At 62.3% G+C, this 20,532-nt stretch carries 14 protein-coding genes and 1 pseudogene; 6 read left to right on the top strand and 9 right to left on the bottom strand.

Annotated features, from left to right (window positions below; translation table 11 throughout):
* The first annotated feature begins 65 nt into the window (after positions 1 to 65).
* Positions 66 to 1,856, top strand: a complete 1,791-nt coding sequence (gene pyk / locus D3D01_RS12865; protein WP_121512496.1) for a pyruvate kinase — start codon at positions 66 to 68, stop codon at positions 1,854 to 1,856.
* Between the two features lie 52 nt (positions 1,857 to 1,908).
* Positions 1,909 to 2,880: an ROK family protein gene (locus D3D01_RS12860; RefSeq protein WP_101349856.1), complete on the top strand. Its 972-nt coding sequence runs from the start codon at positions 1,909 to 1,911 to the stop codon at positions 2,878 to 2,880.
* 28 nt (positions 2,881 to 2,908) lie between these two features.
* Here the strand turns inward: D3D01_RS12860 and D3D01_RS12855 are convergent, their stop codons facing one another.
* The 4 genes from D3D01_RS12855 to D3D01_RS12840 all read right to left on the bottom strand — a co-directional run bounded on the left by D3D01_RS12855 (position 2,909) and on the right by D3D01_RS12840 (position 9,477).
* The gene (locus D3D01_RS12855) at positions 2,909 to 4,084 is read right to left on the bottom strand and encodes a Cdc6/Cdc18 family protein (protein WP_121512453.1); all 1,176 of its coding nucleotides are present in this window, start codon (positions 4,082 to 4,084) and stop codon (positions 2,909 to 2,911) included.
* Positions 4,085 to 4,138: 54 nt separating this feature from the next.
* Complete coding sequence (locus tag D3D01_RS12850; RefSeq protein WP_199725393.1) at positions 4,139 to 5,230, bottom strand: hypothetical protein; 1,092 nt, start codon at positions 5,228 to 5,230, stop codon at positions 4,139 to 4,141.
* 42 nt (positions 5,231 to 5,272) lie between these two features.
* Positions 5,273 to 6,805 (bottom strand): glycerol kinase GlpK, encoded by a 1,533-nt coding sequence (gene glpK / locus D3D01_RS12845; protein ID WP_101349859.1) that lies wholly within the window; start codon positions 6,803 to 6,805, stop codon positions 5,273 to 5,275.
* A 128-nt stretch (positions 6,806 to 6,933) separates the two neighbouring features.
* Positions 6,934 to 9,477: an extracellular solute-binding protein gene (locus D3D01_RS12840; RefSeq protein ID WP_121512451.1), complete on the bottom strand. Its 2,544-nt coding sequence runs from the start codon at positions 9,475 to 9,477 to the stop codon at positions 6,934 to 6,936.
* Between the two features lie 348 nt (positions 9,478 to 9,825).
* On the opposite strand from D3D01_RS12840, the gene glpA reads away from it, so the two are divergent.
* From glpA to D3D01_RS12825, 3 genes are read left to right on the top strand one after another with little or no spacing between them, the layout of a single operon-like run.
* Positions 9,826 to 11,553 carry an anaerobic glycerol-3-phosphate dehydrogenase subunit GlpA gene (glpA, locus tag D3D01_RS12835; RefSeq protein ID WP_121512450.1) on the top strand — a complete coding sequence of 576 codons (1,728 nt, stop codon included), beginning with the start codon at positions 9,826 to 9,828 and terminating at the stop codon, positions 11,551 to 11,553.
* Positions 11,543 to 12,817, top strand: coding sequence for a glycerol-3-phosphate dehydrogenase subunit GlpB (glpB, locus tag D3D01_RS12830; protein WP_121512449.1), 1,275 nt, complete (start codon positions 11,543 to 11,545; stop codon positions 12,815 to 12,817). The genes glpA and glpB overlap by 11 nt, the downstream gene beginning before the upstream one ends.
* The gene (locus tag D3D01_RS12825; RefSeq protein ID WP_121512448.1) at positions 12,814 to 14,190 is read left to right on the top strand and encodes an anaerobic glycerol-3-phosphate dehydrogenase subunit C; all 1,377 of its coding nucleotides are present in this window, start codon (positions 12,814 to 12,816) and stop codon (positions 14,188 to 14,190) included. The genes glpB and D3D01_RS12825 overlap by 4 nt, the downstream gene beginning before the upstream one ends.
* Positions 14,191 to 14,233: 43 nt before the next feature.
* Here D3D01_RS12825 and D3D01_RS12820 read toward each other — a convergent pair whose 3' ends face one another.
* From D3D01_RS12820 to ppc, 5 genes are all read right to left on the bottom strand, one after another.
* Complete coding sequence (locus D3D01_RS12820; protein ID WP_121512447.1) at positions 14,234 to 14,698, bottom strand: hypothetical protein; 465 nt, start codon at positions 14,696 to 14,698, stop codon at positions 14,234 to 14,236.
* Between the two features lie 71 nt (positions 14,699 to 14,769).
* A complete protein-coding gene (locus D3D01_RS12815) occupies positions 14,770 to 15,324 on the bottom strand; it encodes a HAMP domain-containing protein (RefSeq protein WP_233563349.1) in 555 nt (184 codons plus the stop codon).
* Between the two features lie 72 nt (positions 15,325 to 15,396).
* A complete protein-coding gene (gene xop2, locus D3D01_RS12810; RefSeq protein ID WP_121512446.1) occupies positions 15,397 to 16,095 on the bottom strand; it encodes a sensory rhodopsin III in 699 nt (232 codons plus the stop codon).
* A 162-nt stretch (positions 16,096 to 16,257) separates the two neighbouring features.
* Complete coding sequence (locus tag D3D01_RS12805; RefSeq protein ID WP_121512445.1) at positions 16,258 to 16,710, bottom strand: universal stress protein; 453 nt, start codon at positions 16,708 to 16,710, stop codon at positions 16,258 to 16,260.
* A gap of 97 nt (positions 16,711 to 16,807) precedes the next feature.
* Positions 16,808 to 19,504 (bottom strand): phosphoenolpyruvate carboxylase, encoded by a 2,697-nt coding sequence (gene ppc, locus D3D01_RS12800; RefSeq protein ID WP_101349865.1) that lies wholly within the window; start codon positions 19,502 to 19,504, stop codon positions 16,808 to 16,810.
* A gap of 153 nt (positions 19,505 to 19,657) precedes the next feature.
* Between ppc and D3D01_RS12795 the strand changes: the two are divergent.
* Positions 19,658 to 20,348: pseudogene (locus tag D3D01_RS12795) on the top strand (helix-turn-helix domain-containing protein).
* The last annotated feature ends 184 nt before the right edge of the window (positions 20,349 to 20,532 follow it).

Here is a 20,532-nt window from a genome sequence, read left to right as displayed (position 1 = left end):
GGAACGGCAGGATATGATTAACTATGAACGCTGTAAACTGTGGCTCCCCGGAGACGGAGGTCACAATGCGTAACGCGAAGATCGTCTGTACTCTCGGTCCCGCGTCGGATTCAGTCGACGACATCGCGTCACTTGCAAAAGCCGGGATGTCCGTTGCCAGACTGAACGCGAGCCACGGTTCGCCGGAACACCGCCGTGAGATGATTGATCGAATCCGTGAGGTAGACGAAGCGGTCGAGGAGCCGGTCGCGGCCATGCTTGATATGCCAGGACCGGAGGTCCGCACCGCAGAGATCGACGAACCGATTCAGCTCACGGAAGGGTCTACCATCCGGTACGTCGTCGGTGACGACGCGACGCCGGAGGAGGTCGGTCTCTCGCAGTCGATTACCGCAGTCGAGCCGGGTGATCGCGTGCTGCTTGATGACGGACGCATCGAAACGACTGTCGAGCGCGTCGATGATGATACAGTGTTTGCGACCGTTGAGAACGGCGGCAAGCTGTCCGCCCGCAAAGGCGTCAACGTTCCCGGTGTCGAACTCGACCTGCCGACCATCACGGAGAACGACAGACAGGAACTCGACGTGGCCGCCGAGAAAGAACCCGACTTCGTGGCCGCGTCGTTCGTCCGCGACGGCGAGGACATCTACGAGATCAGCCAGGCCCTCGAAGAGCGCGGCGTCGACATCCCCATCATCGCCAAGATCGAACGAGCCGGGGCCGTCGAGAACCTCGATTCGATCATCGACGAGGCCTATGGCGTGATGGTCGCCCGCGGCGACCTCGGCGTGGAGTGTCCGCTCGAGGATGTCCCGATCATTCAAAAGCGCATCATCCGCCGGTGTCACGAGGCTGGTGTTCCCGTCATCACGGCCACCGAGATGCTCGACTCGATGGTTCACTCCCGGCGGCCGACCCGCGCAGAGGCCTCAGACGTGGCAAACGCAGTTCTGGACGGCACCGATGCAGTGATGCTCTCTGGTGAGACGGCGATCGGTGACCACCCGGCTCGTGTCGTCGAGACGATGGACCGGATCATCCGCGATGTCGAGGGCAGCGAGGAGTACGCCGAGTCCCGCGAACAGCGCGTGCCAAACGCCGGTGATACCCGGACGGACGCGCTCGCGCGCTCCGGTCGGTTCCTCGCCCGCGACATCGGCGCGTCGGCGATTGTCGCGGCGTCCGAGTCCGGCTACACCGCGCTGAAATCGGCGAAGTACCGGCCGTCGATCCCCATCGTCGCGTCGACGCCGAGCGAGCGCGTCCGCCGGAAGCTCGCGCTTTCGTGGGGTATCACGCCCGTAACGACCGAGTACACTACCGAGGGCGCTGACGCCGTCATCCAGACGGCAGTTCAGGCGGCCCTCGACACCGAGGCCGCGGACAGCGGTGACACGGTCGTCGTCCTCTCTGGAATGATGACCGAACTGGAGGGGATGAACACGGCGAATATGCTGAAAGTCCACGTCGCGGCCGAAACGGTCACCAGCGGTCGCTCCATCGTCGACGGGTTAGTGACCGGTCCTGTCCATCGGATTTCGACAGCACCGCCCCGGGAGTCGCCGGGCGATCTCTCAAACGTCCCCGACGGGGCGATCTTGGCTGTTCCGGAGGGATTCGACGGCGAATTCGTCGGCGACACCAGCCACATCGGCGGCATCATCGACGGCCACGAGGGTGTCACGAGCTACGCGGCCATCGTTGCCCGTGAGCTTTCGATTCCGATGATATCGAACGCGGACCTGCCTGATACGGTCTCCGACGGGGCGACTGTCACACTGGATTCCGAACGCGGCGTCGTCTACGAAGAGGCCGTTGGACGAGAGGACATCTCGGGCAGAGAGCGAGACTACTAATCGCAGTAGAATCTGTGTAGTTAAGTATCGGTGGGGCAACCCTTCGACCAGCATGGGCGCTTACGCAGGGGTCGACCTCGGAGCGACACATATTCGGGCTGTTATCGGTGACGAGACGGGCTCGATAGTCGAGTCACACAAAACTGAGACACCGCGTGGACCGGCAGGTATCGCGGTCACGGAAGCGGTCCTCGACGCGATTCGGCAGGCCTGCGACGCTGCTGATATCGCCCCGACAGACGTGATTGCCGCCGGTATCGGGTCCTTCGGTCCGATGGATCTGGCTGAAGGCGTCGTGGAAAACCCAGCAAACCTTCCAGACACCATCGACCGGATTCCGCTGACCGGGCCGGTCGAGAACCTCATCGGCAGCGAGCGGGTCTCGTTGCACAACGACGCCAACGCCGGCGTCATTGGCGAACGGTTTTATTCGGACCGAAGCCCCGATGACATGGTGTATCTCACTATCTCCTCCGGAGTCGGCGCTGGAGTCGCTGTCGACGGGAACATCCTCTCAGGCTGGGACGGCAACGCCGGGGAAGTCGGCCACTTGACGATTGACCCGCACGGGTTCATGACCTGTGGCTGCGGACACGACGGCCACTGGGAAGCGTACTGCTCGGGCGAGAACATCCCGCGGTATGCCACACAGCTCCACCGAGAGGACCCTGTCGAGACGGCACTCCCAATCGAGACAGAGGAGTTTTCTGCAGCGGATATCTTCGAGTACGCCGGCGAAGACGAGTTCGCCTCACACGTTCTCGATCAGATCTGTCACTGGAACGCAATCGGCGTTGCTAACATTGTCCACGCGTACGCGCCCCTCGTGGTTTACGTTGGCGGGGCCGTTGCGCTCAATAACCCTGAACAGGTGCTAGACCCCATCCGGGACCGACTTGATGACATGGTGATGTCGAACATTCCGGATATCCAGTTGACGCAGTTTGGCGACGATGTCGTGGTTCGCGGCGCACTGGCGTCCGCGCTGACTGGCGGCACAGGCGACCCGTCACAGCGCGTCTGAAAAGCGTCGACAAAACCGCACCGTCGCGTTACTGTTGCAGGTCGTACAGCCGCCGGAAGGCCGTCGGAGGGAACCGCGGCTCGACACGGCTCGGCGGACGTCCCTGCCCGTTGGTGACTGTCGCCTCGACACGGTCGACGACGCCGGATTCCGCCATTTCATAGAGGAACCGCTTGACGGTCCCGGCGGAGAGCTCGACTGATTCTGCCGACGCAATCGCCTCAGTCGTCGCCGTTACCGAAGAGCGTTCGCCCTCCTCTAAGTCGATGAGTTCTCTGAGGACCGCCTGCCGGTTCGTCGGCAGAGAGAGGACGACGCCCAGCGACACACAGGGGTCGGGAACTTCCCCGATAGCCGCGTCGACGTTGGCCTGTGTGATGCGGTCCTGACCCCGCTCCTCGGCTAACTCTGCAGCAATAAACAGCGCGGCAAGGGCATCGTGGGCGTTTCCGTCTGCCCAGTCGGCGATATGCCTCGCCAGACTGTGGTCGAGCCCCTGCTGAGCCAGCCCGTTCGAAGCTCTGGTCATCAACACGTCGACGAGCATCTGCCGTTGATAGCGGTCGATACTGATCGACTCCGCGGTGTACCGTGTCAGTTCAGTCGCCGACGGGTCGTCGCGACCGATAGCCAGCCAGCTGACGTTGCTCGGTAAGCCAGCAAACAGGTCAACGAGGTCCGGTGCCTGGATACTCTCCGGTTCGCTGATGTGGTCGACTGCAATGACGATCCCCGTGCGTTGCTCTCGGACGAGGTCGTGGAGCCGTGATTTGAGCGTCTCCGTCCCAATTCCGTGTTCCGGCACCGATTCGTCAACGAGTGCGTCCAAGATTGCGTGGTAGAACGCAAACTCGCTTGCGGTCTCTCTGGCGTTCACATAGACGAACGACGGAGAGGTCGGTGGCTGTGCACGGGTCGTCGTGTGGATGATCGCCTGTTGCTCCGTCGGGAGCTGTTCTAAGTTGGCGAACAGCGCCGTGATAACCGCGGACTTCCCTGAACCGTGGGGGCCGTACACGTACGCGTTGGGCGGAAGCTGGCCATCAAACACCGGATCGAGGTGGTCGAGCAGCCGTTCGAGGACCGGACCTCGGTCGGCCGGCTCCTCTATGTGGACGACCGGTGAGATGGACTCGTAATCCTGAATGAGCCGTGGCTCACCGTTCCGGCGTTGTCGACGCTTGATTCTCGCTTCAATGTCCATCGTTCAGAGAGATATGTGTTATAGCGTTTGGGACGGGAATATAGAGGTACCGCTTTAGAGCATACCCAGGGCCGGGACCCAGGAGGTGCCGCCAAAGACGCCCACGACAGCGAGGATAAAGACGGTCAACGTCGCGACAACGATTGCCGCTGCGGGCGGGTCAAAGTGGGTGTCCGAGTGTGCGTAGAACACGCGCTGGACGACCTCACCGATGAGTGCGCCGTAGGCACCGAACACGCCGGCAACGAGGATGGCGATGACGGCGGCCATCGTACCCAGCTCTGGCGCACCGCCGAAGACGGCCAGCGCGGCCGTGCTTGCGGGCAAGGTCATGTGGTGGGTCACCGGAATCTTCTCAACGCCGAGGTTGAGGAATGTTAGGCTCGCTGCGGAGATACCGAAGCCGAGGAACGCACTGCCGGTCTGGATAGCGATCCAGCCACCGAGCAGGCCGGCGACGAGGCCGATCATCGCGACGTTCGCCCACCGGTACTGGTGGGGCAGCCACGGCTCGACGGCAAGGCGGTACGATTCCGCCACGCCGCCGTCAGTCGCTTCGGCACCGCCACCGTCCGTTGCCATCCGCTTCTCGCCGTTCTCGAACGGCGACATATCGAGAATGTTCCGACTGCCAGCGCCGATCAGCGGGTAGCCAAACGCGATGCGGTGGGCGACAGCCGACAGGACGACACCCAGCGCAATCGGGTCCCACGGAAGCGCGAGTCCGCCGGACATTTGCCGGACGAACATCCCGAAGATACCGAACAAGCCACCGACTGCGAGGATGTCCGGTCGCGTTCCGAGCGCGTAGGCGATGTCCTTTGCGGGGTGGTAGTCGCCGTCGTCCGGCTCGTACATCCCATCGCTCTTTGCGGCGTACGCGGCCGCTGCGGCACCGCCCGCGAAGGAGATGTGTGGGCCGAAGACGGGACCGAACGCGATAGCGCCGGTCACGCCGGTCGCCAGCCCACCAGCGCCGAGTTCTCCGAGTTGGCCGACGAGGCTGCCTCGGAGAATTGCGACTGCCTGCCCGGCGATGACCATGAAGCCGGTGAAACAGAACGCCGGGAGCGCGCCGACTGCTGCGCCGAAGGCACCGCCCGCGAAGGCGGCGATTATCAGCAGTAGGAGATCCGGAACTCCCATACCGAAAACGGGAATTTGGAGCGGAAGGGTCTCTATCATGGATTACTCCTCCTGTGCCCAGTCGCGGGAACGGTCGACGGCGTCGTCCCAGCGAGCGTACATCTTGTCTGCATCCTCGGCGTCCATCTCCGGCGAGAACTCCTCGTCGACCTGCCAGTTGTCCCGGAGCTCGTCGACGGTGTCCCAGTACCCAACAGCGAGGCCAGCCGCGTATGCTGACCCGAGGGCAGTGGTCTCGTCGACCTGCGGTCGAGCGATGTCCGTCTGGATGATGTCGGACTGGAGCTGACAGAGGAAGTTGTTCTTGACGGCACCACCGTCGACTCGCAGCGTCGTCATCTCGACGCCGGAGTCTTCTTCCATCGCTTCCGCGAGGTCGCGGGTCTGGTACGCGATAGACTCTAGAGTCGCACGCACGATGTGCTCTTTTCGCGTGCCGCGAGTCATCCCGACAATGGTCCCGCGAGCGCGCCCGTCCCAGTGCGGAGCGCCGAGACCAGTGAAGGCCGGAACCATGTAGACACCGTCGGTTGAGTCAACCGAGCGGGCCAGTTCTGCGGTCTGGGCGGCGTTGTTGATGAGGTCGACGTCTTCGAGCCACTCGATGGCCGCGCCAGCGATGAAGATGGAGCCTTCCAGCGCGTACTGAACGGGTTCACCGGACATCTGGAAGCCGACGGTCGTCAGCAGGCCGTTGTCCGAGGCGACTGCTTCGGAGCCGGTGTTCATCAGGTAGAACGCGCCGGTCCCGTACGTGTTCTTCGCATCACCCTTATCGAAGCACGTCTGGCCGAACAGTGCGGCCTGCTGGTCACCAAGCGCGCCCGCAACGGGGACTTCCTCTTCGAGGAAGCCGTCCGCGTCGGTGTGCCCGTACAGACTCTCGTCGGAAGACGGGCGGACTTCCGGAACCATGGACTTCGGAACGCCGAACTCTTCGAGGAGTTCGTCGTCCCACTCCATGTCGTGGATGTTGTACAGCATCGTCCGCGATGCGTTCGAGACGTCCGTGATGTGGTTGCCGGTGAGCTTGTAGATGAGCCACGCGTCGATGGTCCCCATCAGGAGCTCGCCGTCTTCGGCCCGTTCGCGGAGGTCAGCGCCGCGCGAGCTCTGCATCTTGAGCGGTTCCGCGTTGTCGAGGATCCACTCAGTCTTTGTCGCCGAGAAGTAGGCGTCACATTCCAGCCCGGTCTTCCCCCGGATCCACTCGACCTTGTCCTCTTCCTGGATTTCTTCGACCCGGTCGGTGGTTCGGCGGTCCTGCCAGACCAGCGCGTTGTGGACCGGTTTGCCGGTCTCCTTGTCCCAGACGATCGTCGTCTCGCGCTGGTTCGTGATGCCGAGCGCCTCGAGCTGTTCGGCACCGACACCTGCGTCCGCCAGCCCTTTCGTCACGACTTCCTGCGTGTTTTCCCAGATTTCGACGGGGTCGTGCTCAACCCAGCCGGGCTCCGGATAAATCTGTTCGTGCTTCTCGTAGGCGTTCGCAACGACCTGGCCGCTGTGGTCGAATACCATGAAGCGGGTACCGGTCGTTCCCTGGTCGATCGCGCCAACGTATGTGTCTGCCATTGTTGTGTTCTCCGTGGTGGAGGTAGCTTATTTATGAAAGCTACCACCTTGCCAGTAAACAACATAGTGAACCATTATAAAGATTACTAATGGTGGTGTTTGGGGAGTAAAGAAAGGCCGGGACGGCGCTACCGTCCGGAATTGTACCGCTCAAGCTGCTTTGTGACCTGTGTGTCGAGGCGGTCAAGTGCAGACGGAACCGAATCAGGCCCATCCATACTGTCGACGGCATCTTCGATGATTGTTCGAACCGTATCGAACGGTCCGATCTGCGCGCCCCGCGTTGCAGTGGTATCGCGCGTCTCCATGAGCTGGTCGAACGCCGTTCTGTAGTGGGGGTTCCGGTCAAACCAGTTGTCGGCCCGGAACCGTGGAATCGTCTCCTCGTGGACCGGGAAGTACCCGGTTTCCTGGTGCCACCGTCGCTGCTGGGCTGGTTCGGTAAGCCAGGTGAGGAACTCCCCGACAGCGTCGTGTACGGCCCCGGAAACTGCATCGCCGACCCAGAGGGATGCGCCGCCGACGAGTACACCGGTCCGGTCGTCGAGCACTGGGAGCTGGCTGGTTCCGACATCGAAGTCGGCGCTACGTTCGATACTGTTCAGCGACGACGTCGAGCCGATGAGCATCGCGGCGTTCTCCTCGGCAAAGTGGGTCCGAGCCGCCCCTCTGGCTTCGATTCCGGGGTCGTGGTACAGTCCGTCCGCTTCGAGGGTCTGCCACCATTCGAATAAGTCGTGGGCGAACTCCCCGTCAAGATAGCTCTCTGTCGGCGACCCGGACCGTCCGTTGTTCTCGTCTACGAGGAGCTGGTCAGCTTCGGCAAACCACTGTTCGACGAACCACGAGTAGTTCGCGAACGTGATACCAGTGTCCACGCCACCCCGGTCGACGAGCGTCTCAGCTGCGCTCCGAACGTCAGCGAGGGTTTCCGGCGGCGAACTGGGATCGAGCCCAGCCTGTCTGAACGCGTCCCGGTTGTACGCCATCACCGGGTTCGACGCATTGAACGGCAGCGAGTGGAGCGTCCCGTCGAAACGGTAGTAGTTCGTCACTGGATCGAGCAGCGCGTCGATGTGAGCGCTCGGGAGCAGTTCTTCGACCGGGATGAAATGACCGCTATCGCGCGCACGCGTGGTGCCAATCTCGAATATCTGTGCGATCGCCGGTGGGTCACCGTTTTCAGCGGCGTTCAGCGTCGCATCGAGAGTCCCGCGATAGCTCCCTTTCGACCGCAGCGCGAGACTGATCCCGTCGGTCTGTGATTCGAACTCGCGGACGAGGTCTTCCAGCAGTAACGCCTTCTCGCCGCCCATCGCGTGCCAGAATTCGACGACAGTTCCGTCCGTGGTCGCCGCCGCCGAACCGGTCGCCAGTTCGAAGGACTCCAGCGACGCTTCAAGCGATTCAGCCCGCTCGGTAAGCGTGGAAACTCGCGTCGAGACCTCTGCAAGTTCCGTTGTCTGGTCCGCTGCGGCGTCGGCGGCGACAGCTGCCTCTTCGGCTGTCCTGGCGCTGATATCCTCGACATCGTCGACCATCGACACGACTTCTTGTGTGGAGTCGGCCTGCGTATCCGTCGCATCGTCAATCTCCTGGACGCTCGAATCGACCTCCTCGACCATCGAGACGACGGAATCCAGTTCATCAAGCGCACTGGCGACTGACGAGCGGGTGTCTTCGACACTCTTCCGGGTATCGTACATCTCCGAAACCGTCGCGTCAGCCTGTTCGTGAACCTCCTGGATAGACGCTGCAATCTCGTCAGTCGCTTCCTTCGTCTCTGTTGCGAGCGATTTGACCTCCTCAGCCACGACGGCGAACCCGTCGCCGGATTCCCCTGCTCGGGCCGCTTCGATGTTGGCGTTCAGTGCCAACATATTGGTCTGGTCCGCGACGTCCGTGATGAAGCCCACAATCTCCTCGATGTCAGACAGCAGGTCGTTCAGTTGTTCGACCTTGTCGACGGTCGCTTCGGCGTTGTCAGTCAATCGGTCGAGCGTCGTCATCGCCGAGGACGCCGACTCTAGTGCGGATTCGCCCCGAGCGCTGGCTTCGCTTGACGTGTCCGCAACCTCGTTTGCGGCGCTCGCTATCTCCTCAATCGTCGCCGAGAGGTTCCGCATCTCGTCGGAAATCGACTGTATCTCGTCGCGCTGCTCGTCCGAACCAGCCGAAATCTCGCCGACAGCACCGCTCACATCCCGGCTGGCGGACTTGACCGATCCGAGACGGGTGTCGACCTGTTCCGTTGCGGCGGTCACCTGTTCGCTGAACGACGCCATCCGATCGACAGTGTCAGTCCATTCCCGGAGCAGTTCCTCGTATGCGTCGTACAGCGGCTCAGCCGCCTCAGCTGGTGGCTGTCCGGGTTTTGCGGTCAGGTCGCCGTTAGCGTTCGCCTTGGCAACAGACGTGAGACGGTCGACAGTGGTTTCGAGCGCCTGGCGGTCTGCCCGCTCCTGTTCGAGTTCCGCCGCCAGTTGCTCACATCGTGCTTCCAGTTCCGCCCGTTCAGCGTCGTTTTCGGTCTCTGTGTTCTTCTGGAGGGCTTCTGCTGACGGCGGTTCAGTCTCAGACTCGTTTCCATCCCGCCCCTCTGTGACGCCGCTGTCGGTGCGTTCCCCGTCAGGCGGGCCGTCTTCTGAATCAAGTGGGTTCCATTTACTCATTGTCGCTCCCGTTGACCGAACGGCCAACACGTTCTCGGGAATAGTCCACTATCAAAATATATAATAGTTACTGTCGAAACGGTAGGAGTGATAATTAATACGCGAGCGCGGTTTCCATTCTACAACGTCGTCTCTAGTACGCCAGTATTTGAAAATATGGAGTTATCTCTCGAATTTGAGAGAATGTGGTCAACCACTACCTGGCCAATCAGCGAAAAATAATATGCTGTGCGTTCACAATTAACAGTAGGTGTCACGGTATTCCTCATGATTACATAGAAAATTTACTGTCCAAGCACCAGCAACGGTAAAGTGAAGTGTGTGCGCTCCAAAATCACGGAAAGATAGATGGGACCGACACCACACATCGCCGTCATCGGTGGCGGCTCGACTGGGGCGGGCATCGCGCGGGACCTCGCGATGCGCGGGCTCGACGTGACCCTCGTAGAACAGGGGAATCTAACCCACGGGACCACCGGTCGAATGCACGGGCTGCTCCATAGCGGCGGGCGATACGCCGTCTCGGACCAGGCCAGCGCGACCGAGTGTATCGAGGAAAACCGGGTACTGCGTGACATCGCAAGCCACTGTGTCGAAATGACCGGTGGCCTGTTCGTCAAGCGACCTGAGGACTCCGAGGAGTATTTCCAGAAGAAGCTCAGCGGCTGTGAGGAGTGCGGCATTCCCGCCGAAGTCGTCTCGGGCGAAGAAGCCCGCGCGATGGAGCCACACCTGGCGAAGGACATCGACAAGGCAATCAGCGTTCCTGACGGGGCTATCGACCCGTTCCGGCTGGTGGTCGCGAATGCTGCGAGCGCACAGGAACACGGCGCACGCATCGAGACACACAGTAAAGTCACCGACCTCATCGTCGAGAGCGGCGAAGTTGTCGGTATCGAGGTCGAACACGACTCCGGTCCCGGAAAACGCGTCCACGGCACGGAGGGCGGAACCGAACAGATCCGCGCTGATTACGTCGTGAATGCAACTGGTGCCTGGGCCGGCCGCATCGGTGACATGGCTGGGCTGGATATCGAAGTTCGCCCCTCCAAGGGTGTCATGACCATCATGAACATCCGTCAGGTCGACACCGTCATCAACCGCTGTCGACCGAAGGGCGACGCGGACATCGTCGTCCCCCACGAGACGACTGCGATTCTGGGGACGACTGACGAGGAGGTCGAGGACCCCGAAGACTACCCCGAGGAGCAGTGGGAGGTCGACATGATGATCGACACCCTCTCGGAGTTGGTTCCGATGCTCGACGAGGCGCGGACCATTCGCTCGTTCTGGGGCGTTCGCCCGCTGTACGAACCGCCGGACGTCGGCAGTGACGACCCGACCGACATCACGCGGGACTTCTTCCTGCTCGACCACGACGAGCGCGACGACCTCCCCGGCATGACCAGCATTGTCGGCGGGAAGTTCACGACCTACCGGATGATGGGCGAGCAGATAAGCGACCACGTCTGCGGGAAGTTCGGCATCGACGCCGACTGCCGGACCGCCGACGAGCCACTTCCGGGCAGCGAGGACTTCTCGGTGCTCCGAGACTACATGGACGAGTTCGGGCTGCGCTCGCCCATCGGTCGGCGGAGCGTCGAGCGACTCGGCTCCCGGGCCGACGAGGTACTCAAAACGGACGGCCCGAACCCGACCGTCTGCGAATGTGAAGGCGTCACCCGCGCCGAGATTCAGGACGCTATCGAAGGGTCCGGCTCGGACCTCAACGCCGTCCGCATCCGCACCCGCGCGTCGATGGGCAACTGCCAGGGCGGCTTCTGTTCCCACCGGATGGCGAGCGAACTCCACTCGGAGTACGACGAGAGCATCGTCCGCGAGGCCTGGGATGAACTGCTCCAGGAGCGCTGGAAGGGCCAGCGCCACGCCCTCTGGGGCGAACAGCTCTCGCAGGCGGCGTTGAACTACGCGTTGCACGCAACGACACAGAACCGCGATCAGGACCCGGCGGACGGCGATCCGGTCGACTTCTCGGCGTTCGACACCGGCCAAAGTCAGGCGGGCGGCGTCGACAGCGCGGACGTGGCCGCCGACGGAGGGACAGATGGCTATTGAGTCAGAGGTACTCGTCATCGGCGGCGGCCTCGGCGGACTGACCAGTGCGCTGGCGGCCGCCCGAGAAGGAGCCGACGTGCGACTGGTTTCCTACAAGCAGAGCACGCTTCGCCAGGCGTCTGGCCTGGTTGACGTGCTCGGCTACACGCCAGACGGCGACGGCCCACTGACCAACCCGTACGAGGCGATTCCGTCGCTCCCGGAGAGCCACCCGTACCGGAAAGTCGGCGTCCAGACGGTCCGTGACGCGCTGTCGCTGTTTGACGACGCGGTCCCGACCTACGAAGGCGAACACACGGAGACGAACGCGCTCTTGCCGACCCACGGCGGGAGTATCAAGCCGACCGCCCGCTACCCGGCTGGAGCCAGCGCCGGCCTCGCCAGCGACACCCGCGACACGCTGCTTGTCGGCATCGAGGAGATGGTCGACTTCGACGCCCCCCACGTCGCTGCCCATCTCGACGCGACGGGCGTCCCGTTCGATGTCCGCGGCGAGACGATCCGATTCCCGGGCGACCTGCGCGCGGACGCGAAGGTCACCCGATACGCCAAACTGCTCGATACCAACAGCGAGGTGGCGGTCCGCGGGCGCATGGTCCCGGCCCGCGAGGCGCTGGCACAGCGCGTGAACCCGCTGCTGGAGGACGAAGAGCGGGTCGGATTCCCGGCGATTCTCGGCGACGACAACCCCGGCGCGATCCGCGACGCACTGGGCGACCGCCTTGGCGTTGACGTGTTCGAAGTCCCGATGGGGCCGCCGTCGCTGCCCGGTCTCCGACTGGAGGACGCGCTATTCTCGGCGCTGGACGAGGCCGGAGCCAGCATCGAGACCGGAAACCCCGTCGTCGACTTCGAGGGCGAGGCCCGCATTGAGAAGGTATTCATCGAGAAGAACGGTGCGAAGATTCCCAACAGCGCCGACCAGTACGTCCTCGCGACCGGCGGCTTCGTCGGCAAGGGCGTCGAGTCCGACCGTGACGGGGTGTACGAACCCATCTTCGATTGCCATGTCCCCCACGCGGAGGACCGTTACGACTGGTTCGAGGGCGAACTGTTCGGCGACCACGAGTTCGCCCGCTACGGCGTGGCGACCGACGACGACCTGCGCCCCCTCGACGCGAGTGAGCACAGCGAGTTCGAGAACCTGCGGGCCGCCGGCTCCGTGCTTGGCGGGTACGATTTCGCCGCCGAGAAGTCCGGTAGCGGGGTCTCGATTGCAACAGGCTACGCGGCGGGCCAGCGCGCCGCACAGGAGGCACGATGAGTGACGCTGAAACCCCACCAGAGACAGATTTTGACCCGGTAGCACCGAATACAGGCGAGGAGTTCGAACCAGTTGATGTCTTCCCCGACAGCGACGACTTCGACCTCCGACCCGGCGCGGACTCCTGTTATAAATGCTCGACCTGCGATACGAACTGCCCCGTCGCGGAGGTCGACGACGACTTCCCCGGCCCGAAGTTCCAGGGTCCCGAACAGTGGCGGCTCAAGCAGTCCGACGACGACTACACCGTCGACGACTCGGTGATGGACTGCTCGAACTGCATGCGCTGTGACAACGCCTGTCCGTCTGGCGTCCCGCTCAGCCAGATGCACAACACCGCTCGCGGGGAGTATGTCAGCGAGCAGATGGACAAACTCTCCGTCGAGTACATCCGCAACCGCATTCTGGCGAACTACCGCACCTCCGCGTTCTTTGCGAGCAAGGTCCCGCGGTTGGCCAACTTCGCCATGAACTTCGGCCCGGCCCGCTGGGTCATGGAGAAGACACTTGGCGTCACCAGCGAGCGCGACTTCCCCGAGTTCGCACGGCAGACCTTCCGCGAGTGGTGGGCCGACCGCGGCGGTCAGGCGGCCTCGCGTGAGAACGCGAGGGAAGCGCGCGAGCGCCGCGGACTCCCCGAAGACGCCGACAAGAAGGTCGCGTATTTCCACGGCTGTTACTCCAATTACAACACGCCGGAGGTCGGCAAGGCCATGGTCCGGGTGTACGAGGAGTTCGGCTACGAGGTCGTCGCGCCAGAACAGAAGTGCTCTGGGACGCCGATGTTCGCCAACGGGATGCTCGACGACGCCCGCCGCCACGCCGAGACCAACGTCTCGTCGATGTCAGAACTCATCGACGAGGGCTACCACGCCATCGCCTCCTGTACCTCCTGTTCGATGGCGCTCCGACAGGAGTACCCCGAACTGTTCGACATCGACGGCATCGACAAAGTGGCGGAGAACACGTTCGAAGCCGTCGAGTACCTCCGCATCCACGAGGACCTCAAGGGCGAAGTACAGGCGGCTGACGTGGACGGTGAGCTGGCCGAAGAGTTCGCCTACCACGCCCCGTGTCACTCACGCAACCAGGGGCTTGATCGCCAGGCCGTCGAACTGTTCCGCGACCTCGACGGCGCTGAAGTTGAGGACGTGGGCGACTCCTGTTCCGGCATCTCGGGAACCTACGGCTGGAAAGAGGAAAAATACGAGAAGTCGATGGAAATCGGCGAGGCGATGTTCGAGCACATGGAACACGCCGAAGGCGATACCGGTATGACCGAGTGCCCGACCTGTGCGATGCAGATGGAACACGGCAGCGGCTACGAGATCCGGCATCCGCTCGAACTGCTGGATGCTGCGCTGGTGGAGTAACGTCTGGCCGACAGTTCACGGGCTGCCGCCGTGATTGAGACAGTCAGTCGGTCCCGGACGTCTCTCCCCAGGTCCACTCGTCGAGTTCCGTCTCCGGTGCCGCTTCCCGTTCTGGCTCTCCGTCGTCCCGCTCTGTTGGTGCGTCTGCAGCTTGTGACTCCGCTGTCGAGTCGCTCGACTCTCGCTCGGTTCTGAGTCCACCCTGTTGCCGGGCGTAATCGACGAGCTCCCGTACGGCTGCCCGGTCGGCTGCGAGGTTTGTGACCGCGTACTCACACCGGTCCGTCTCGAAGACCACAGTGTATGTTCCCTCGCGGACGATGTGGACTGACTCCAGGCGGTCATACGGAACCGTCAGTTGCTCGCTCGAGACTGTACCGGTCCGCGTGTCGATGGTAATCGTATCAGAGTCGAGGCTGAGTGACAGCGCCACGATGTCCGCTTCGGTCTCCCCAGAGATTCTCACACGGTTCGGTTCGAACGCGTCTTCGTCGGGCTTGTCTGTCATTGACTTTCGTGACTCTCGCGGCCAGTTGCCGCCGGCAAATCTGCTGGTAACAGTTCAACGATGAGACCACCTTACCGGGAATCGATCTCTGCGTCCCGTTTACGCTGGTCCAGAATCTCGTTGAATCGCATCGCTAACTCCGCCAGCTGTGGGTCGTCTACGTTTTCCTCCAGCCGGCTGTCGTCGTCACCGTTCGAAATTTCGGCAGCCGTTTCACAGTACTGTGCGACGACTTCCGCAGAGACCTCCCGCTGCCGGTCTAGCTGTTCTGAATCGCGTAACACGGCGAGGGCCCGGTATATGTCCCCCACGTCGTCTGTCCGGTTCGTCGCAAGATCGATATCGAGCTCTCCCTGCTCAATCTGGCGCGCCTGCGCAGCGAGTGTCTCTACGGCTGCGGTCCGTTCCCGTCCGATAATCGTGGCCACGAACAGCAGTGCGACTGTGACGACCAGCAGTATAGCCACCAGTCCAGAGAGCAGCATCGACTGCTGTGAACCGCTGATTTCGGGAGCCAGATTGGTGTACACGTTCACCACCGCCAGCGTGACCAGCACGAGAACCAACACCGCCCCTACCCCGAAGGTCCGACCGTACGAGCCACTCCGCTCGGTTACTGCCGACATGTGGCCGTGCTAGGGATTTCCCTCGGATAAAACCAAGTGTATCTGGTATATACATGAAGCCACCAGTGTCGATCACTCGGCGGGAGCTACTGACCAGCTGTCGACGAACGTCTCAACCGAGTTGTATCTGACAAGCAGAATCGACATAAATCCGACTTTGGCAACGGTATCGAGGATCGCGACGAGGAAGTTCAGGTCGGGTGTCTGAATGATTCCCGCCCCGATAGGACCCAGGAAGTAGACGACCGGGTAGAGCGACCACGTCACGACGGTCAGGTCCCGGAGGCTCAGGAACAGGCTGCGAACGGTCGCTGTTGCAGTGTTAATCGTCCGAGCAAACGTTTTGACATACAAGTAGAGTAACCCGAGGAACACGACCGAAGACACGGCGAAGGCAACCCACCGGAGCGACCCCGAGATACTGACGAAGCCGTATCCCACGCCGATCATCACCACGTTTGCGGCCACCGCAAGCCACCGCGTCTGTGTATCGACGCCAGCCAGCCGCGCGAGATAGTACGTGATGATCGGCGTCGAGATGATCCAATCGGCAAACCTGAGCGTCGTGATGCTAACCGAGCCACCGAGCTGCCCGCCCGCTGTGAGTGCCATCGCCACGTATGCCGCTCCCGCGACGGAGGCGTGTATCGGTGGCAGGTAGTAGAACGAAGACCCGAGACTCCCCCTCGTCGCGGCGAACCAGACGAAGACTACGGCCGACACGAAGAACGTTCCAGCCCCAGCCCCGTACCAGACGATTTCTTGAGCCATATCCGTTCCGCAGGACTGGCTTGACTTCAATATTTGTGTATCTGGTACGTACTATGATAGTATTCGGGATACGAGATGCGCGGCTGGCGAACGATATCACGGTATAGACGCCTGAAAAGGGACCCTGAAATGGAGTTGTACACTTCGCCGGGGACGCCTTCGCTACTCTCCGCCGCGGACGAACGTAACCGGACACGGCGCGTTCAGCATGACTTCCTGCGCGGTGGAGCCGAAGACGGCCTTTCCGGTCGGCGAGCGCTTGCGGCCGCCGACGACGACGAGGTCCGAGTCTGTGCCCTCAGCGAGGTCGACGATCTGCTCACCGTGGTTGCCCACGGCACCGCGGACCTGTGTCGACAGGCCGGCGTTGTTAAACCGGGAGACGAGGTCCCGGACGGTTGTGTGGCGGTCGGCCACTTCGTCGGGGTCGGCTTCGCCGGTCGATTCGAATTCGAGCCTGTCGACAACGCCGTCGTACTGGTCGTCGGTGAATACGTGTGCAACGATGACCGTCGCGCCGGCCGGACTCGCGATATCAAGCACGGCGTCAGCGAGTTCGTCGATTCGGTCGGCGTCGTTCGGTCCAACTGCGAGAAGAACGGTTTCGAGTGCCATACCGGCTACTCCGGGGGCAGACGCCTAAATCCTTCGATGGGTACTACTTTCGTAGTAAGTTATTCCAGCTATGCCGCAGCCGGTGACGCTCAGTGGCTCACCCAGTGTTTTTCATTCCGGCCGCGATGCCCTGGACGGTCAGCCGCAGGGTCCGGCGCTCGGTTTCGGTCCGGTGGGACTGCTTGAGCAGGCGGACCTGCAACAGGTTCAGCGGGTCGACGTACGGGTTCCGGCGCTCAAGGTTCTCCTTGAGCCAGTCCCGCGAGAGGAGCCCGTCCTGCCCAGTGATTTCGAGCACCTTCTCGACAGTGTCCTCGTACTCCTCGACGATTCGCGGGTAGATACGCTCGCGGAGTTCGGGGTCGGCGAGGTCGGCGTACTCCTCGGCGATTCCGAGGTCGGTACGGGCGAGTGCCAGCGACGCGTTGTCGAGTTTCGTCCGGAAGAACGGCCAGTTCTCGTACATCTCCTGTAGCGTTTCCATATCGCCGCCGTTTTCTAGGTATGCGTCCAGCCCGGTCGAGATGGAGTACCAGCCGGGGATGATACAGCGGGCCTGCGTCCAGGAGAACACCCACGGGATGGCACGGAGGTCCTCGACGCTGCGGTCCTCGCTGCGGGAGGCCGGTCGCGAGCCCATGTTGAGGTTCTCGATGACGGTGATGGGCGTCGCCTGCTCGAAGAACTCGACGAAGCCGTCGGTCTCAAGCAGGTCCTGATACTCGTCGCGGGCAGCATCGGCCGCCGTCTCCATTGCGTCCTCCCACTCGTCGGGGATCTCCTCGACCGGCTCCTCGATGGCGTTTTTCCGCGCCCGAATCTGGGCGTTGAGCATCTGTTCGAGGTTGCGCTCGGCGATGTCGTGGTTGGCGTACTTCTCGGCGATGGCCTCGCCCTGCTCGGTGAACTTGATCTGGCCGGTCACCGTCTCGTTTGGCAGGGCCAGCATGGCGTCGTTCATCGGACCGCCACCGCGAGAGATAGAGCCGCCGCGGCCGTGGAACAGACGCATCTCCACGTCGTAGTCGTCCGTGATGTCCGCCAGACGCTTCTGGTTGTTGTACAGCGACCAGTTGGCGGCGAGGAAGCCGTTCTCCTTGTTCGAGTCGGAGTAGCCCAGCATGATTTCCTGAATGTTGTCCCGGGCCTCCAGTGCCTGAGAGTAGGCTTCGTTCTCGAACAGCGTGCCCATGATGCGGCGCGCGCCCGAGAGGGCGTACTCCGATTCCAGCAGCGGCACCACGTCGAACCCGCAGTAACCGGGCAAGTCGACGATGTCGACCTGGTCAGCGAGGAACAGAACTTCAAGCGCGTGGCTGGGCTCCTCACACCACGAAATGGCGTAGGTGTCGATAGCGTCGATGCCGAACTCGTTTTGCCAGTCGGCGGTGGCGCGGAAGCGGTCGAGGACGCGGGTAGCATCCTCCGAGAGCCCCTCGGTGTCTTCCATGTCGATGACGGGGTTGTCCTGCAGAATCGCTTCGGTCAGGAACTCGACGCGCTCGTCCTCGTCCATCGCCGCGTAATCGATGCCTTGCCGGTCGACAGCCTCGGCGATGGCGTCGGTGTGCATCTTCCGGTGGTCGCGCAGATCGAGGCTAGCGAGGGTGAAGCCGAATGTCTCGACTTTGCGGATCAGCGGGTCGACGTGAGCCTCTGCGATGACTTCGGCGTCGTTCTCCCGAAGACTGTCGGCGATGACGCGGAGGTCGGTCAGCAGTTCCTCCTCGTTCTCGTAGCCGCCCTGACGAACGTCGCTGACCCGGATGACGGATTCGCGCATCAGCCGGAGCTTCTGGCGGTAGGGCTCGTCCGGATAGCGTTCCTCAGCCTCCGCGGCGATGCCGGGGAGCCTGGACTTGTGCCGGTCCAGTCGCTCGTTGAACAGCGCGTCGGTCGCGATGTTCGAGGCGTCCTGACTGAGCACGCCGGAGAGTTCCTTGAGCTTGTTGCGGTACAGCGGCAGGACGGTATCGCGCTGGCGCTCTAGGGTCTCCTCGGTCACCTCGGTGGTGACAAACGGGTTGCCGTCACGGTCCGAGCCGGCCCACGAGCGGAACTCGTAGAGGGTGTCGATATCGATGTCCTCGTCGTACACGTCTTCGAGCGTGTGTTCGAGTTCGTCGTACACCTCGTCGATGACATCGAACAGGACGTTTTCGAGGTACCACTGCACGTTCAGTGCCTCGTCGGTGACCTCCGGCCGGCGGTCCCGTACCTGCGGGGTCTGCCAGAGGCTTGTCACTTCGGCGTCGAGATCCCGCTCGATACGATTCTGTTCGCGTTCGGTGAGTCGCCGCTCGTCGAGTCGTTCGATGTCACGGGCCACTGACCGGAGCTTCGCCTTCACTGTCTTCCGGCGGGCTTCGGTCGGGTGGGCCGTGAACGTCGGCTGGATGAGCACGTCTTCGAGGACCTGCTCGAACTCCTCCGGGTCCGCGCCGCGTTCGGCCAGGTCCCGGACGGCTTCCTCGACGCTGTCTGCCAGCACGCCTTCCTGACTGCCTTCTCGGATTTCCCGGACCCGTTCGCGTTCCTCGGCGAGATTGATAAGTTCGAAGTAGGTCGTAAACGCGCGTGCGACAATGTCCTGCGTCTCCGGATTCAGCCGGTTCAGTGCCCGGTGGACCTCGTCCCGCGTCTCGGCGTCCCCGCGCCGGTAGTCGATACATGAGTTCCGAATCGTTTCTACCGTTTCGAACGCTTCGGTCGAGGTCTGTGCCTCCAGCACTTCGCCCAGGAGCGCACCCAGCTCCCGTACGTCCTGGTTTATTTCTCTGGCGTGCAAAGTCATACCACTTCCTCCAGAACCGAGCCCTAAAACACTATTGAAACGGTGTATCAGGGATAGACGTTCGTGAAGAATCCGGTTGCGGGAAATAGCTATCATTAATCGTGGGATTCTTTACCGTATCACACGAACTACATACGAGACAGTGGACTGCCAATGATAGACATCGCTCTGGACATGGAGCAGTACGACTGCCCCTTCATCGACACGACGGCAGACCACAGTGTCGCCTTTGCAGCAGTACACTGGGACTTCGATCAGCGTGCGCGGGAGTTGGAAACGCGGATGGTCGTTGAAGCCGAGGACGCGGGGATACTCGATACGGGGCTGGACAGCTTGCAGGCTCACGAGAACATGAACGACTGTGTGCTGTTACGCCGCGCACATCCGGACGACGATCGAAGAAACGGCGGCGATGCAGACCATCCGGGACAACGGCGGGTACATCACGGGCCCGTTCCACATCGAGGCGGGCAGCGAAACCTGGCACGTTGGATTCGACCGCGGCCGCGACGCCGACACGACGCTCTCAGAGCTTGACCGTGACAACGAGTACGACGTGGTCGAGCGCACGTCGACGACGCTCCCACAGCTCCAGGACCTCGTGCAGAACGCCGGCGCGGCGATGACGCTCGTCGACGGCTGTCGGGACCTCTCGGACACCGAACGCGAGACGCTAGAAACCGCCGTCTCCGAGGGCTACTTCGAGTCGCCCCGGGACGCGACGCTGGGGTCGCTTGCCGAGGACTTCGGTGTGTCCAAACCCGCCGTCTCGAAGAATCTCCGACGCGGCGAGCGGAAGATGATCGAGCGCGTCGTCGAAGCACTGGACGACATCGAGGACTGAGTTCGACGTGGATAGCGGCCCGGTCGTGTCTCCGTTTGGAGTGGTAACTGGGCGGAGCAGGTGGCTGTCACCTCCTCCTCCTCGGCTGGCCACTGTGTAGGCTCTGAACACTTTCAGCGCGTGAGCAACGGTGTCGATGATAGGCTTACATCCCCACGAGATAGCACCGACAGCATCGGCCGAG

It is taken from the genome of Haloarcula sp. Atlit-7R (genome assembly GCF_003666065.1).
Lineage (GTDB): Archaea > Halobacteriota > Halobacteria > Halobacteriales > Haloarculaceae > Haloarcula > Haloarcula taiwanensis.
This window is presented reverse-complemented; position numbering and strand designations above follow the sequence as displayed.

Coding starts and splice junctions, on each gene's coding strand:
- pyk (WP_121512496.1), top strand. CDS start 66: ATGCGTAACGCGAAGATCGTCTGTACTCTCGGTCCCGCGTCGGATTCA.
- D3D01_RS12860 (WP_101349856.1), top strand. CDS start 1,909: ATGGGCGCTTACGCAGGGGTCGACCTCGGAGCGACACATATTCGGGCT.
- D3D01_RS12855 (WP_121512453.1), bottom strand. CDS start 4,084: ATGGACATTGAAGCGAGAATCAAGCGTCGACAACGCCGGAACGGTGAG.
- D3D01_RS12850 (WP_199725393.1), bottom strand. CDS start 5,230: ATGGGAGTTCCGGATCTCCTACTGCTGATAATCGCCGCCTTCGCGGGC.
- glpK (WP_101349859.1), bottom strand. CDS start 6,805: ATGGCAGACACATACGTTGGCGCGATCGACCAGGGAACGACCGGTACC.
- D3D01_RS12840 (WP_121512451.1), bottom strand. CDS start 9,477: ATGAGTAAATGGAACCCACTTGATTCAGAAGACGGCCCGCCTGACGGG.
- glpA (WP_121512450.1), top strand. CDS start 9,826: ATGGGACCGACACCACACATCGCCGTCATCGGTGGCGGCTCGACTGGG.
- glpB (WP_121512449.1), top strand. CDS start 11,543: ATGGCTATTGAGTCAGAGGTACTCGTCATCGGCGGCGGCCTCGGCGGA.
- D3D01_RS12825 (WP_121512448.1), top strand. CDS start 12,814: ATGAGTGACGCTGAAACCCCACCAGAGACAGATTTTGACCCGGTAGCA.
- D3D01_RS12820 (WP_121512447.1), bottom strand. CDS start 14,698: ATGACAGACAAGCCCGACGAAGACGCGTTCGAACCGAACCGTGTGAGA.
- D3D01_RS12815 (WP_233563349.1), bottom strand. CDS start 15,324: ATGTCGGCAGTAACCGAGCGGAGTGGCTCGTACGGTCGGACCTTCGGG.
- xop2 (WP_121512446.1), bottom strand. CDS start 16,095: ATGGCTCAAGAAATCGTCTGGTACGGGGCTGGGGCTGGAACGTTCTTC.
- D3D01_RS12805 (WP_121512445.1), bottom strand. CDS start 16,710: ATGGCACTCGAAACCGTTCTTCTCGCAGTTGGACCGAACGACGCCGAC.
- ppc (WP_101349865.1), bottom strand. CDS start 19,504: ATGACTTTGCACGCCAGAGAAATAAACCAGGACGTACGGGAGCTGGGT.